Source organism: Leclercia sp. LTM14, from assembly GCF_023736175.1.
Classification (GTDB): domain Bacteria; phylum Pseudomonadota; class Gammaproteobacteria; order Enterobacterales; family Enterobacteriaceae; genus Enterobacter; species Enterobacter barmai.
Genome location: NZ_JAIKTT010000010.1, coordinates 1 through 13,986, shown reverse-complemented (window position 1 = coordinate 13,986; position 13,986 = coordinate 1). Strand labels below are relative to the sequence as shown.

Annotated in this window: 12 protein-coding genes and 4 pseudogenes; 8 read left to right on the top strand and 8 right to left on the bottom strand. The window is 48.7% G+C overall.

Translation table 11 applies throughout. The annotated features are described in order from the left end of the window. Positions 1-5: 5 nt before the first annotated feature. The 5 genes from K5I40_RS18155 to K5I40_RS18135 all read left to right on the top strand — a co-directional run bounded on the left by K5I40_RS18155 (position 6) and on the right by K5I40_RS18135 (position 3,623). The gene (locus tag K5I40_RS18155) at positions 6-746 is read left to right on the top strand and encodes a sulfite exporter TauE/SafE family protein (RefSeq protein WP_223075121.1); all 741 of its coding nucleotides are present in this window, start codon (positions 6-8) and stop codon (positions 744-746) included. A 73-nt stretch (positions 747-819) separates the two neighbouring features. Further along, the gene (locus tag K5I40_RS18150; protein ID WP_223075120.1) at positions 820-1,299 is read left to right on the top strand and encodes a PaaI family thioesterase; all 480 of its coding nucleotides are present in this window, start codon (positions 820-822) and stop codon (positions 1,297-1,299) included. Between the two features lie 311 nt (positions 1,300-1,610). Next, positions 1,611-1,850: a type II toxin-antitoxin system antitoxin RelB gene (gene relB, locus K5I40_RS18145; RefSeq protein WP_040113358.1), complete on the top strand. Its 240-nt coding sequence runs from the start codon at positions 1,611-1,613 to the stop codon at positions 1,848-1,850. Then, complete coding sequence (gene relE, locus K5I40_RS18140) at positions 1,850-2,137, top strand: type II toxin-antitoxin system mRNA interferase RelE (protein WP_040113359.1); 288 nt, start codon at positions 1,850-1,852, stop codon at positions 2,135-2,137. The genes relB and relE overlap by 1 nt, the downstream gene beginning before the upstream one ends. Before the next feature lie 142 nt (positions 2,138-2,279). Then, entirely contained in the window at positions 2,280-3,623 is a 1,344-nt protein-coding gene (locus K5I40_RS18135; RefSeq protein WP_223075119.1) for an ISNCY family transposase, read from the top strand. 15 nt (positions 3,624-3,638) lie between these two features. Here K5I40_RS18135 and K5I40_RS18130 read toward each other — a convergent pair whose 3' ends face one another. Further along, positions 3,639-3,923, bottom strand: a complete 285-nt coding sequence (locus K5I40_RS18130; protein WP_223075118.1) for a type II toxin-antitoxin system RelE/ParE family toxin — start codon at positions 3,921-3,923, stop codon at positions 3,639-3,641. Then, a complete protein-coding gene (locus tag K5I40_RS18125) occupies positions 3,913-4,161 on the bottom strand; it encodes a type II toxin-antitoxin system Phd/YefM family antitoxin (RefSeq protein ID WP_048030981.1) in 249 nt (82 codons plus the stop codon). The genes K5I40_RS18130 and K5I40_RS18125 overlap by 11 nt, the downstream gene beginning before the upstream one ends. Positions 4,162-4,549: 388 nt before the next feature. Here K5I40_RS18125 and K5I40_RS18120 point away from each other — a divergent pair. Beyond that, positions 4,550-5,732, top strand: a pseudogene (locus K5I40_RS18120) (IS30 family transposase). 68 nt (positions 5,733-5,800) lie between these two features. Here the strand turns inward: K5I40_RS18120 and K5I40_RS18115 are convergent. Then, entirely contained in the window at positions 5,801-6,286 is a 486-nt protein-coding gene (locus K5I40_RS18115) for an N-acetyltransferase (protein ID WP_223075117.1), read from the bottom strand. Positions 6,287-6,443: 157 nt separating this feature from the next. After that, positions 6,444-6,993 (bottom strand): annotated as a pseudogene (locus K5I40_RS18110) (GNAT family N-acetyltransferase). 243 nt (positions 6,994-7,236) lie between these two features. Between K5I40_RS18110 and K5I40_RS18100 the strand changes: the two are divergent. Then, a pseudogene (locus K5I40_RS18100) lies at positions 7,237-7,475 on the top strand (type II toxin-antitoxin system RelB/DinJ family antitoxin). Next, a pseudogene (locus tag K5I40_RS18095) lies at positions 7,475-7,696 on the top strand (type II toxin-antitoxin system mRNA interferase toxin, RelE/StbE family). Before K5I40_RS18100 ends, K5I40_RS18095 begins: the two co-directional pseudogenes overlap by 1 nt. A gap of 378 nt (positions 7,697-8,074) precedes the next feature. Here the strand turns inward: K5I40_RS18095 and K5I40_RS18090 are convergent. From K5I40_RS18090 to K5I40_RS18075, 4 genes are all read right to left on the bottom strand, one after another. Beyond that, entirely contained in the window at positions 8,075-9,385 is a 1,311-nt protein-coding gene (locus tag K5I40_RS18090; RefSeq protein ID WP_223075116.1) for an FAD-binding oxidoreductase, read from the bottom strand. A gap of 136 nt (positions 9,386-9,521) precedes the next feature. Further along, a complete protein-coding gene (locus K5I40_RS18085; protein ID WP_223075115.1) occupies positions 9,522-9,938 on the bottom strand; it encodes a cell envelope integrity TolA C-terminal domain-containing protein in 417 nt (138 codons plus the stop codon). A 94-nt stretch (positions 9,939-10,032) separates the two neighbouring features. Next, positions 10,033-11,112: a porin gene (locus K5I40_RS18080; protein ID WP_223075114.1), complete on the bottom strand. Its 1,080-nt coding sequence runs from the start codon at positions 11,110-11,112 to the stop codon at positions 10,033-10,035. A 400-nt stretch (positions 11,113-11,512) separates the two neighbouring features. Continuing rightward, positions 11,513-13,986, bottom strand: a 2,474-nt coding sequence (locus tag K5I40_RS18075) for a YadA-like family protein (protein ID WP_223075113.1), incomplete at its 5' end; no start/stop codon positions are given.

Below are 13,986 nucleotides of genomic sequence, written 5' to 3'. Positions count from 1 at the left end.
ATTTCATGAGCGAACAACTGTATGTCTATCTTTTATTAATATTTATCCTCGCCGGTTTCGTAAAAGGCGTGACCGGAATGGGGCTGCCAACGGTGGCAATGGGATTACTGGGCATGTTTATGCCTCTCCCGGTCGCGGCGGCACTGCTGGTTATTCCTTCTTTCGTGACGAATGTGCTGCAGCTTTTTACCGGCCCTTCAGTGATGCTTATCATCAGACGTCTTTGGCTGATGATGCTACTTATACTGGCTGGTACGGTGGCAGCATCTTCTCTTCTTATCAGCATTAATCCGGCCTGGTCAGCGTTTGGCCTGGGTGTGGCTTTAATTGTTTATGCTGTTTTTGCGCTGATATCGCCGTCGCTTACAGTTTCTCAGGCCCGGGAGAAATGGATGTCACCCGTTATTGGCGGCGTTACAGGCGTAATAACCGGTGCGACAGGCGTATTCGTTATGCCGGCCGTTCCCTTTCTTCAGTCGCTTCGCTTTAGTAAAGATGAACTCGTCCAGGCCCTTGGACTGTCGTTTACCGTTTCTACGGTTGCACTGGCCGCAGGGCTTTATCTTCATGACGCGTTCCGGGTAGAGCAGTTTTCGCTGTCATTTATGTCCATACTCCCTGCTCTGGCTGGAATGTGGCTGGGGCAGAAGGTGCGGGCACGCATCAGTGCGATGCGTTTCAGGCAGTGTTTTCTTCTGTTCCTGATTGTTCTGGGAATAGAGCTGATTTCACGCCCCTTTATCTGATTGTCCAAATCCGAAGAGCCGGATGTAGCAGAATGGTTGCCGGATCTGCAGGGTTAATAACCGGGAGAATGTAATGAGCAGCAATCAATTGTCGATACTCAGCTTTCTTGAGGCTCAGCTGAACGGTACGTTGAAGCCCGGCGACACCACACACATGAACTATCCAACGCCAATATCACAGCTCCTGGGTTTTCATCTGGTGGCGATTAATGAGGGAACTGCCACGCTGGAGATGTATGCCGATGCGTCAATACACGGGAATCAGCAGGGTACGGTACACGGGGGATTAATAACAGAGTTGGCCGATGCCACCGTCGGAACGGCACATTCTACCCTTATGGGGCCAGAAGAAAGCTTGACGAGTATCGATATTAAAGCTTCTTTTCTGCGTCCGGTATGGAAATCCAGGCTGACATCACACGCTTATGTCATTCATCAGGGTAAGACCATCAGCCACTATTGCTGTGAAATCAAAAGGGATGACGGTAAGAGCGTCGCCATCGTACAGAGCACAGTTATGACCCTTAAGGGGGATAAGGCGTCCGGGCGATGAAATTTTCGCAGCATGAGCGAGATCTGCACGAAGATCAGATAGCACCCTTTAGATAAGGAGGATGATGTGTTACATGCTAAAGCGCTTCTGTTTGATATGGATTCTTGAAGATGACGAATTCAGGATAAAATCGCTCACTTCTCAGAAGTTAGCTCAGAACCGCCCCTTGTTACCTGTTGAACTCACAGTACAAAGTAGACTGTGAGTTCAACGTACTTATGACCGGTATTCTGACTTTCTTTGTGACTTGCCCTGAGCATGTTGTAGTGCGATAATTGTAATGACATTTGTAATTACAAGGGGTGTAGTACATGGGTAGCATTAACCTGCGTATTGACGATGAACTTAAAGCGCGTTCTTACGCTGCGCTTGAAAAAATGGGCGTAACTCCCTCTGAAGCGCTGCGTCTTATGCTTGAATATATCGCTGAAAATGAACGCTTGCCGTTTAAGCAGACACTCCTGAGTGATGAAGATGCTGAACTCGTGGAAATAGTGAAAGAGCGTCTTCGCAATCCTAAGCCCGTACGCGTGACGCTGGATGAGCTCTGATGGCGTATTTGCTGGATTTTGACGAGCGGGCACTAAAGGAATGGCGAAAGCTGGGTTCAACTGTACGTGAACAGTTAAAAAAGAAGCTGGCTGAAGTGCTTGAGTCACCCCGAATTGAAGCGAATAAGCTCCGGGGTATGCCTGACTGTTACAAGATTAAGCTCCGGTCTTCAGGCTATCGCCTTGTATATCAGGTCATAGACGAGAAGGTTGTTGTCTTCGTGATTTCGGTTGGTAAAAGGGAGCGCTCTGAAGTATATAGCGAGGCTGTCAAACGCATTCTCTGAAGTAAAGCAGGACATCTCTGTTTCGCAGTAAAGGTGCCACTTCTGCTTTGCGTTGACAGAAGGCTATGTGTTAATCCTATGTAGTAATGTCCCTTTTGACCCATTCTGAAATGTCCCCGTAGCTTCTCAGCCAAGATATTTCATGTCAAAAGAGATCATTAGCATGAGCCTTAAAGAACTTGACCGTCTCCAGATAATTCGGGATTCAGTCAGCCGCCAGATCACCCAGGAGCAGGCTGCGGACCGTATAGGCATATCAATCCGGCAGGTAAAACGTCTCGTTCAGCGTTACCGGATCGAAGGCCCTCAGGGACTGATTTCCCGCCGCCGAGGACAACGTCCCAATAATGCTTTTACGTCGGAATTTCGGATTCTCGTCATCTCACTTGTCAGAGATAAATATCCGGATATCGGTCCCACTTTTGCCTGTGAGAAATTACGGGAGATCCATGGGCTGGCTTTGTCGGCCGAGCCTTTGCGCAAGTGGATGGTTGAAGAAGGTTTATGGCGTGAGCGCCGCCGAAAAATTGCCCGCATTTATCAGCGTCGGCAAAGGCGCCCATGCTATGGCGAACTTATCCAGATTAATGGTTCTCCGCATGACTGGTTTGAAGAACGAGGGCCTCGCTGTACATTAATTGTCTTTATTGATGACGCCACCAGTGCGCTTATGGCGCTCCGCTTCGCTCCTGCAGAAACGACCCGTGCTTATATGGAAACGTTACGTGATTATCTCGACAAATATGGGCGTCCTCTTGCCCTGTATTCTGACAGACACAGTATTTTCCGTGTGAATAACCCGGAGCGTGAAGGCGAACTGACGCAATTTACCCGTGCAATTAAAACTCTTGTGATCGAGACAATTCACGCTAACAGCCCTCAGGCTAAAGGCCGGGTTGAGCGTGCCAATCAGACGTTACAGGACAGACTGGTTAAAGAAAAACGTCTTCGCAATATCAGTGATATCGAATCAGCTAACCTGTGGTTGTCTGAGTTTGTGAAAGATTACAACTCTCGCTTCGCTTCGATCCCCCGTGAAAATGGTAACGCCCACAGGGAGATTCTTCATTCTCCGGAAGAACTTAACTACATACTCTGTTATCAGTCCCGTCGGGTGCTTTCCAAGAATCTGACCTTTCAGTATAAAACGAGTGCATATCAGATCCGTTCAGATGGGCAGGGATACCGTCTCAGGCATGCGATTGTCACGGTATGCGAAAACTTTAACGGTGAAATAACGGTGCTTTATGAAAGTCGGCCGTTGGGCTACGAGAAATATGTTGATGGGCCTGAACCAATACCGCTTGATGATGAAAAGAGCGTACATGAACCTGTGGATAATGCGAGGTTTGATTTGCGATCAAAATATTACGTCAAACCTGCTGCTGACCATCCCTGGATGACACGGCGAACGCAGAGCAAAGATGATGTGAAGCCGCCAACATTACCCAGAAAGAAAGCAGGCCCGGATACGACGCCAAAATAGTACTTACAGCATTCGTCAATTGCGATTAAGGGTTGCATTATAAATGTCGTCGTTTTCGCGTTTGCCTACGCCGATGACAGTGACTGTGACAATGTCGTCCTCTACACGATAGACAAGGCGGTATCCGGCACCACGTAGCTTAATTTTATACTGGTCCTTACGTCCACGTAGCTGTGATGCCGGAACTCTGGGGTTCTCCAGGCGCTCTTTGAGCTTCTTTTTGAACTGCACCTGCAGTGTATGACCCAGCTTCTTCCATTCTTTCAGAGCGGATTCGTTGAAAGCCAGCTTATAGGTCATCAATGTTGACCTCTATAACCCTTTCCCCGCTTCGCTCATCAGCCATCCGTCCCAGTTCTTCGTCTTCCAGAAGCTCCATCAACTGGGCATAGAGTGCCGGTGGCACACAGTAAAATGCAGGCTCATTACGATTAAGAATGGCCACCGGAGCGCCGTCCCCAGCGTGGAAAGTACCCATAGGGTCACGTTTAAGCTCAGTAATGCTGGCTGCCGTAGTGGTCAGAACCTGAAATGCCATAATGTAACCTCCTCAGATTGAGTGTTAATTGTAGATCATTTAAAAGAGTCTTTAAAGGTGCTTTTGTTGAGGTTTATCCGTTAACTAAGCTGGATAGCATGATATGACTTACTGAGGAAAGTTGAAGAAACAGGGGGCAGGGGAGGCAAATGTATTGAAATCAGGGTCTAATCACTTTAGTGCGTTTATATGCAGTGAGGTAAAATTTATCCCCTGCGTTTCTGGCGGGTTTGTTGGGGGTTTGTTACCTGTTTTACCCGGTTCCCGTCAGAAACGCTCTCAGGCCTTCTGAGCTGTGCGCGTAATGCAGAACTATGGTAAATCGTCTGGTTTAATGTCCGCAACGAGCTGTGAGTTCAACGGGTCGAGGCAACGCTATCCTTAATCGATGGGGGACGTTGCCACGAAACGAAGAACTCGGATTAACTACACGCCGGAACAGAAAGCGATTATCTGGGACAGGTACAAGCAAGGTGATTCCCTGCATGATATCGGCAGAATGTTCGACAGATACCATTCTTCTATCATGCCCACTATCCACCAGACTGGTGGCTACCGTCCTCCTGTTCGGAAGCGGCACCCGCTGGCCCTTTCGTTCGATGAAAGAGAGGAGATATCCAGAGGACTGGTAGCAAAACGCAGCATCAGGGACATCGCTGCCAAATTATCAAGAGCGCCCTCAACGATTAGCCGCGAGATCAGGAGACACGGTGGTGCCAACCAATACCGTGCTGCAAAAGCCGATACTGCTGCGTGGGAAAATGCTCTGAGACCAAAACCTTGCAAGCTAATTGAAAGCCCCGCATTGTGTAAAATCATTGCAGAGAAGATGCATCAGGACTGGTCGCCGGAGCAGATTGCCGGTAGGCTGAAACGCTGTTATCCGGATAATCAGGAAATGCATGTGTCACACGAAACGATTTATAAAACGCTTTTTATACAAACCCGGGGAGCATTAAACATTAAAAAAAGAGCTGCAGCAATGCCTTAGAAGCGGAAGAGTCGTGCGTAGATCCAGAACGTCATCGCTTAAAGGGAAAGGGTTAGGATCAATCCCGGATGCGATACCAATAAGCGAAAGGCCACCTGAAGTTGCAGACAGAGCCATACCGGGTCACTGGGAAGGTGACCTGATCCAGGGCTCGAAAAACTCCTGTATCGTCACTCTCGTAGAACGCCATTCATGCTTTGTTATGCTGGCCAAAATCAGAGACAACAGGACCATAACGGTTACATCTGCACTCATCAGACAAGCCCGGGAATTACCTGTTGAGCTTTATAAAACACTAACATGGGATCGTGGCGCTGAAATGACCAGCCACACACGATTTACTGTAGCGACAGACATTCAGATTTATTTTTGTGATCCTCAATCTCCCTGGCAACGCGGCTCAAATGAAAATACAAACAGATTACTCAGACAGTATTTTCCAAAAGGAACTGAATTATCGGTTCACAGCCAACAAAGGCTAAACAGTTTTGCCAGGCAGCTCAACGAGAGGCCGAGAAAAACGCTGGACTATGAATCACCCGCAGAGCGGTTCAATCAATGTGTTGCATCCATCGGTTGAACTCACAGCGAGGAGCGGACCTACCAATATGCTCTTTTTATCAACAGGTATATTTTTGCCTGAGTATTTCAACCGGCATTACGGGCAAGCTCATTTATTTTTTGGCCAAAAACCCGGTGATAGTTAACACTCTTGATAACCTGAGCTCCGAGAGACTCATAAAACTTCTGTGCCAATGGGTCTGCTGCCACAGATAACCAATCCAGTTGAAAACACCCCCTCTCTTGAGCTCGGCTGGCTATAAAACCCATTAGCTTTCTGCCAATTCCAGCTCTCCTGTAAGATGCAGAAACAAACAGCTCCTTGATAAACATCTGCCCGCTGAAACGTGGTGCAGGGTACATTACTGATACACATGCAAACGCAGCTATTACTCCATTACATACCACTTTATGAACTTCGGTATTAGAGTCAGCGGCAAAGACCTTATCCCTCAGATATGCGGCCATGTCATTCCTGGACAAGCAAAGCTTCTGGTTATAGTAGGTTTCCATCTCGATAAAAATATCAACCAAATCATCATATTCGTATGGTGTGCAGATGGTGATGTTCATGCATACTTCCTTAAACTAAATGAAACGATTCAATATTGCTTCACACAAAAAAATGAAGCTATATCAGCAAAGTTATCTATCGCAAATTGTTAAAATTACCCAGTTGGTCCATAGCTACTGGATACAGTACTTAGCGAGGAGCGGACGTTCCACAACTTTATCTGCCAACCTGACGAGCATTCCATTCGTCACGGGTAATTTCCCAAAGTTCGGAATCCAATAGACCGCTGCATATTCTTTCTTTTCAGTCCTGATGAGACGCATGCCACTGCTGTCTGAAAGGCGTCTGGAACGGCTATTGATAGCCGCTTTAGGTGCACGTAACATCGATTTATTTAACGAATTAAACCAATAATCCATGGCTGCATTGCTGGCTTCACGCATAAAGCCCTGCCTCTGATGCTCCGGGGCTAACAAAATCCACGGTTATTATCCTCAACGTCATACAGACTGATTAAGCCCATCAGTTCGTCAGGCGTTTCATGGTGTCTGATAGTCCAGAACCAGGCAACCCTCTTTTCCATATCAGGAAGAGATACCTTGTTGACGTACTTTTTAGCACTATTATCAGGATAAGGCCATGGTACTGAAGAAACCATATATCGAACTATCTCCCAATGCGGATAAAGTATCTGAATTTGTAAGGCATCTTCGGCTACTAATGGCTTTAACAGCAAGAGTTCTGTATAGAGTATAGGTATTTGCATACGTATCTTTCCTTCCGAAGCAAGATATTTATTTCTATTTTACCTGTTCAATAGCTATTTCAAATTATCTGGATATACAAAATATATCCATGCAGTTATAGGTGCAATCAGGAAATGGCCAATCCTGCTTCTGACACTGAGTTAACTGTGATCACTCAAATTACAACTTGTTTTCTGCCTTCCTTCGTGACTTGCCCTAAGCATGTTGTAGTGCGATATTTGTAATTACAAGGAATATAAGGCGTGGGTAGCATTTACCTGCGTATTGACGATGAGCTTAAAGCGCGTTCTTACGCTGTAATTGAAAAAATGGGCGTAACTCCTTCTGAAGCGCTTCGTCTCATGCTTGAATATATCGCTGACAATGAACGCTTACCGTTTAAACAGACACTCCTGCGTGATTAAGATGCTGAGCTCATGAGGTAGTGAAAGAACGGCTTCGCAATCCTAAGCCAGTACGTGTGACGCTGGATGAACTCTGATGGCGTATTTGCTGGACTTTAACAAACGGGCACTAAAGGAAGGAATGGCGAAAGCTGTGCTCGATTCGTGATATACCTGACTGTTATAAGTTAAAGAACAGGTCTTCTTATTATCGTCTTATATATCAATCATAAAGGTTCAAGTTGCTGGCATAGTGATTTACGTAAGTAAAAGAGAACGTTCGGAAGTTTATAGCGAGGCGATTAAATGGATTCTATGAAACAAAGCTGTAAATTTCTTTTTCACAAAGAAGATGCTATTGCTGCTTTGCGCTTATAGGGGGAAAGCACGGCTTTTAACACGAAGCTGTGATGTCCACGTACTCGGCTTTTATATCTAGGTAATAGATATTAATCTTCTGAATCCCCGACATGAGTTTCTCAGTGAAATTATACTGTAAGGCTTTACCGCACCTTAATGATGAGAAAAAATTGCGCATTTTCGGTCGTTAAGTATTGATGCTCATTACCTCCAACTAAGGAAGTTAGCATAGTCTGCTTGTACGGTAAATTTGCTTGTAAGCTAGCGGCTTTAAACAAGGAAACAGAAATGAAAAGCCCCATTGTGGAGGGTTATGGGGCCAGTATAGGGACTACTGTTAAATCTCGTTACGGCCCAGGTAGCGTTCTTTGAACAGGGAGCCCGCGATGCCGATATCCAGGAGAGGAGACGGTGGCAGGAAATTTGCCCTGCCCAGTGAGATCATATCTTCGATGAGAGGATTGTCATACTTCATGATGCGGTCTGCCAGCAGACTGCCCGCGATAGTCTGTTTGGACACGCCTGCTCCATTGCAGCCGCCTGCCGTATATAGGTGCTTATTCAATCTGGCCCAGACAGGAGCTCCGTTACGGGTGACGCTAATGGTGCCGGACCAGGTCTGCGTTAAGCGCACTTTTTGCAGAGTAGGGTAGACCTTATTGAAGAGTTGTTGGTGGCGTAGGGTGGCTTCATAGGTTTGGGCTGCGTCTACCTTGCCTTTCAAAGCTGGAGTGACGTGCTGGCGGATAAGGAAACGTTTGTCACGCGTGAACCGGAAGGTGGCCCCCGCAATGGCATTAACCGGAGTCAGGCCCCAACTTTGCATAGTAGGCAGGGTCGCCAGTTGCTCATCGGTCAAAGGCTCTGTGATACTCGCAAAGGTCGCCATGGACGCCTGACGGGTCATCCCTGGGGCCAGTTCGGGTGACAGGGAGTTGGTCGCGAGCATCACCCTGTCCGCAGTGATGGTCCCAAATGGCGTCAGTACTTCAACTTTTTTTCCGTACTGAAGGCCCATTACAGGCGTGTTGTCGAAGCACAGCACATTTTCAGGCAGGGTATGGCGCAGTCCCTTGATTAATTGCGCCGGATTCACCAGAACACAGCCAGGGGTATAAATGGCCTTGCTGTAAAAGCGGGTGCCCAGACGGTTATAAAGCTTGCCGCCGCCGATCACTTCCCAGGGTTCATCCATCATATCCAGATGGTGGGCATATTCGTCCAGCAGCTTGTCATTACCCTGTTCGACCTGGCAGTGATATTTACCTGCTACGTCCCAATCACAGTTGATGCCATGTTCGACGGTCACCCGCTTGAGCTGGCGAATACCCTCCTGCAGCAGGTTTCGATATGACTGGGCTTTTTCCAGTTCGGCGGTAGAACTACCGATATTGTGAGGCAGGCCAATCACAAAGCCGGAGTTGCGTGCAGAAGAGCTCTCAGATGAGCTGAATGCATCTACCAGCACGATTTTAAGGGAGGCATCGAGTTCACTCATGCGACGAGCAAATGCCACGCCAGCAAAGCCTGCCCCCACCACGACCCAGTCGGCAGTGATATCAGATTGTAAGGAGGGATGAGGGGCATATTGTTGGCCTTCAGGCCAGCCCACCTGGTTATGGTTGAAGGGGATAGAAGCGTGTTTCATTGTCGGTTTCCTTTAGTCAGGTGTGGCTTTGCGGCAAGTGCAATTCTGCGTCTCAGGGCCTATCAAAAAAGCCCCTCGTTACAGGGGCAGTAATAAAACCAAACGAGTCAAAAATGATGAATAACATGGCAGGAAACTAGTCGGCAATCAGGTCTATCACCAGGCCCTGTTTCAGGCGTAAGGCCATTGTTTCGGATGGTTGTGGGAGGCGGTTAAAGGAGTAGAAAGAATTCATTACTGCATCACACCATTTTTCGTCACCGCCTTCCATGCGCTTCACATCCATCAGGAGACCATCGGGGGAAGCGGTCACGCTAACGGTACAGATCCTGCCTTTATAGGAGTTTATGTTCTTCGCATGACTTTTAACTAATCGTTCAATATTTTTGATATAGGCTTCGTCAGCCTTATTAGAATTACTGCCGATCGGAAGGGAAATGCCAGCACCCAAACCAAAGCCAGGAAACCCACTGCCAGCGCCCATCCCGACACTGGAGCCAGCGCAACCGGATAGCAATAATGCTAGGAAGGTCACTGCGATAATTCTTTTCATAGAGCCTCAAAAAAGCCCCGCCACGGTGCGGGGCAAGTATTTCAAAAAATGCTAATGGCAAAAACCAATGAAGGATTTAAATAATGCCGCTACTTTAGAACTGGTAAGTAGCACCCAGGATCACAGCGTCATCCGTGTTGATGCCGTACTGAGACAATTCGCTATCAACAAGGTTGATTTTGTAGGCTGCATCAACAAGGAAATTCTTGTTGAAGTTGTAGTCTAAGCCGACCTGAATGTATTTGGTTGCATAATCAGAACCCACGCCGTGGATGTTCTGGCGGGACTGCACGTAGCCGATTGACGGGCGCAGACCGAAGTCAAACGTATATGCGCCCATCAGTTCCAGGTTCTCGGTTTTGTCAGCGAATGCCACGCCATCCACGCCATTGCCTAACGCACCATTCAGGGTGAGCGGCGTCATGTTGCGGGTTTCAGCATAGGTTGCTGCCAGGTAAACAGAGTTGGCATCGTATTTTACGCCAGTTGTCCACATTTCAGCATTTTCGCCAGTGGCAATTTTGTTGCCAAAGGCATCGCCAGCATCAGTGGTTTTCGCGTTGGTGTACGCAGCACCCACGGTCACGCCGGAATCCGGGATTTCGTACTGCAGGGACGCGCCAAAGCCTTCGCCGTTCGCTTTCCGCCAGTTACGATCTTCGTTCTTGCCCTGGTACTGCAGGCCAACCGCCAGACCATCCACCAGCTTGGTGTTGCGGTAGGTCAGCAGGCCAGTAGAACGACCGTTCATGTAGTTGTCGGTGTACTGGTAAGAGTCACCGCCAAATTCAGTCAGATTGTCCGCGTAGGAACCGATGTCATACGCAATACCGTAGTTGCGACCGTAGTCGATAGAACCCGCTTCTGCGAAGTCCAGACCAGCAAATGCCAGACGGGTTTTCTCGGTCTGAGCGCCTTCCGGCTGGTTAGCATTGAACTGGTGTTCGAACTGACCGAAACCAGTGATGCCTTCATTGATCTGGGTTTCGCCTTTGAAGCCCAGACGTGCATAAGTTTCATCGGAATTGCTATGCTCAGCAAAGTCGTGCTCGCCCTTAACTTTTCCGTACAAATCCAGCTTGTTACCGTCTTTGTTATAGATTTCTGCAGCGTTAGCTGCCCCTGCCGTCAGCGCCAGCGCGCCGATAATTAATGCCAGTTTGCTTTTCATCATGTTTATTATTTCCAGTGATTTCATGGTGCCCATTAGTGGGCATGGCATCCTTGTCGAACTAGATGTGTAGGTTTATCACCCCTTCTGAAAAAAGCCCCGGACCCGGGGCAATGCCTAATCCCATACAAATACCCATCACGATATTCTTAAAACCCATGAACACTACTTTCTTATGAACAGGTACCACCCGCATGGTGGGAGCCTGTACCACCGTGCGGGTGCGTGCCTTTCGGACACGCCATCGCGCTGGTGGCAAAACACATGATTGCAATTACAAAGAACACTTTTTTCATTTGTCACTTCCAGTCGGTTACAAGCCTGAACAAGCCCTTTCGGACTTTTAAAGCGGTAGGCGCACCATCCGCTTTAAAAGCCCCGCCCGAAAGCGGGGGCTTTAGACTTACCAGCCGTAAGACACACCAGCGCCTACAACGAAGTTGTGCTGGGTATCGTTAGATACAGCACCCTTAACCACGACGTTCTGGGTTGCACGGGCAGAGAAGCCAACAGACACGGCAGATTCGCTATCAGTGTTACCAACACCAGCACCGACAGAGAAATTCTGGTCAGCGGTAACCTGCGGGATGTTAGCCATTGCAGCTACACCAGCGATACCGGCAGACGCACGTTTGCGGTTCTGTTCAACCTGGCTTTTCAGCTTGCCGAAGTTAACGGAGGTGTTAGCTTCCAGATTCTGAATTCTGCTTTCGTGGTCTGCCAGTTGTGCAGTGTGTTTCGCCACGGTCGCATCAGTTTTCTGCTGCGCTGCTTTCTGCTGGGCAATACGGTTATCAGTATCTGCAAAGCGAGTATCAACAGTCTGGGCGCGTTGCTGGAAGGTGGAGTTATCCACTTTCTGAGCCAGATCTGTTGTCAGCGTCTGGAAGTGCTGTGTTTCGGTCGCTTTGTTATCAACGATGTCCTGATGGTTGGTATTAATCGTCTGATGGTTGGTGTCAATTTCCTGAGCATTGGTGCGGATCTTCACATCATCAGCTGCCAGAGTATGAGCGTTGTTAGTCACATCAGCTTTAATCTGGGTTTCGGCAGTGGAGCGCGCCGTAGCTTCTGCGGTCAGAGCGGCTTGGTCAGCTTTGCTGTTCAGGGCCACAGTGTTTGCGTTCGCAACCTGATTGGTCAGCGCCAGATCTGCTTTGTCGGCTTTGGTACCCAGTGCGATTTTGTTAGCATCTACACCCTGTTTGTTGGCATCAATCGCGGTCTGCTGCTGGGTGTCTTTCAGGGTATTGGCCTGAATGTCACGGGCTGCGTCAGCAATCGCTTTATCCTGCAGAGCCTGGTCAGCTTTAAACGCAGTCTGATCAACCTTGCCAGCAATGGCGGTGGTGTTTGTGGCAATCGCCTGGGTGTTCGCATCAGCAACAGTTTTAACTGCAGCCGCATCTTTCACGCCCTGGTCTGCGGCGGTTTGCGCTTTAGCCGCGTCCTGAATGCCTTGAGTGGCATCTTTCTGCGCCTGGATAGCTTTATCGTTCACCTTATTGATGTTGATTTTGCTGTTAGCAATTTCAGCTTCGTTATCACTGATCTTCTTATCCTGCGCCGCCTGCTCGCTGGTGTAAGTAGATGTGTCCACTTTGGCCTGAATGTCAGTCGCGTTCTTCTGCTCGGCAGCGGTAGCACGCTGGGTTTCAGCTGCGATAGCAGCTTTGTTATCAGTCACACCCGTTTTGTTGGTCGCAATATCAGCGTCCTGGGTGTTGTTCTTGTTAATGAATGAGGTGTTTTTCAGGTTCTGACCAGTTTGGGCTTGCTGCAGTTTAACGATGTCGCCTTTGTTGGTAGCGATATCGGTTTTATTGGTCGCTATGTCCGCTTTGTTGGTTGCTACGCCATGGGTATTCGTATCAGCCGTATGTTGCGCATCAGTCGCATCTTTGACGGCTTCGGCAATCCCTGTGTCGTGCTTAGTATCTGCGGCTTTACGGTCAGTGATTTCCTGATCCAGAGCGGTCTGGGCTGCGAAACCACCACCAGCGGCTTGCTGGTTCTGTATTGCCTGAACAGAGGAAGCGGTCTGGGCCACTTGCTGGTTAGTCGTTGCCAGTGCCTGGGCGTTCTGAGCAACAGCTTGTCCGACCGTAGTGATGGCCTGGGCATTGTTCTGGGTATGGGTAATGCCGCTGTTTGCCAGGCTGCTCAATGCCTGGATGATTTTGTCCTGTGCTTCATCGTAATCAGTCGCCTGATTAGCCGGAGCGATACCAGTTTGACCGAAAAGACCATTGCCAGCCGCACCGGTAGCGATCACTTTTTCGGTTTTAACTACGTCTACATCAGCCGCTATAGGGTGGATAGTATCTGGAGTAAGCACCACTTCACTTTCTTCGGCTTCCCATGTTTTAAGACGTGATTCCAGATTTTGGGACACATTACCCAGACGCGCTTCTGGGGCTTTGTAAGCGTGTGGGGCACCAGCATCTTCACGCAGGGTTGGCACCGCGTAAGTCGGGGTTTCCTGCTTAACAAGTGGACCAGGGTTCACAACAGGCGCAGCAGGCGTCAGAGAGTGCTGCGGATCTTTGTCGATGCGCGTGATATGCACGTCAGCAATTTGAATTGGGCCATCTACAGCGGCTTTTGTGCTGCTAGATAGGTCCGGTGCGTTCACGTTGCGTTCTGCGCCAGGGATCTTCATCTGGGACGGAATAGCAGGCGAGTGCGGGGTCTTGCTGCTCGGTGCGATGGTTTCAGCAGTCAGCGGCAGCGGCGTAGCATGAGAGATCTGCGGGGCTTCAGGTGCTAAAGGCTCATTGATAACCGGAGCATTTGGCGCTTTGGACGCAGGCGCAACGTAACCAGCTTTGGTCAGGGTTGCCGGAGCCACCACATCAGAGGCTTTTGCTGGAGTGG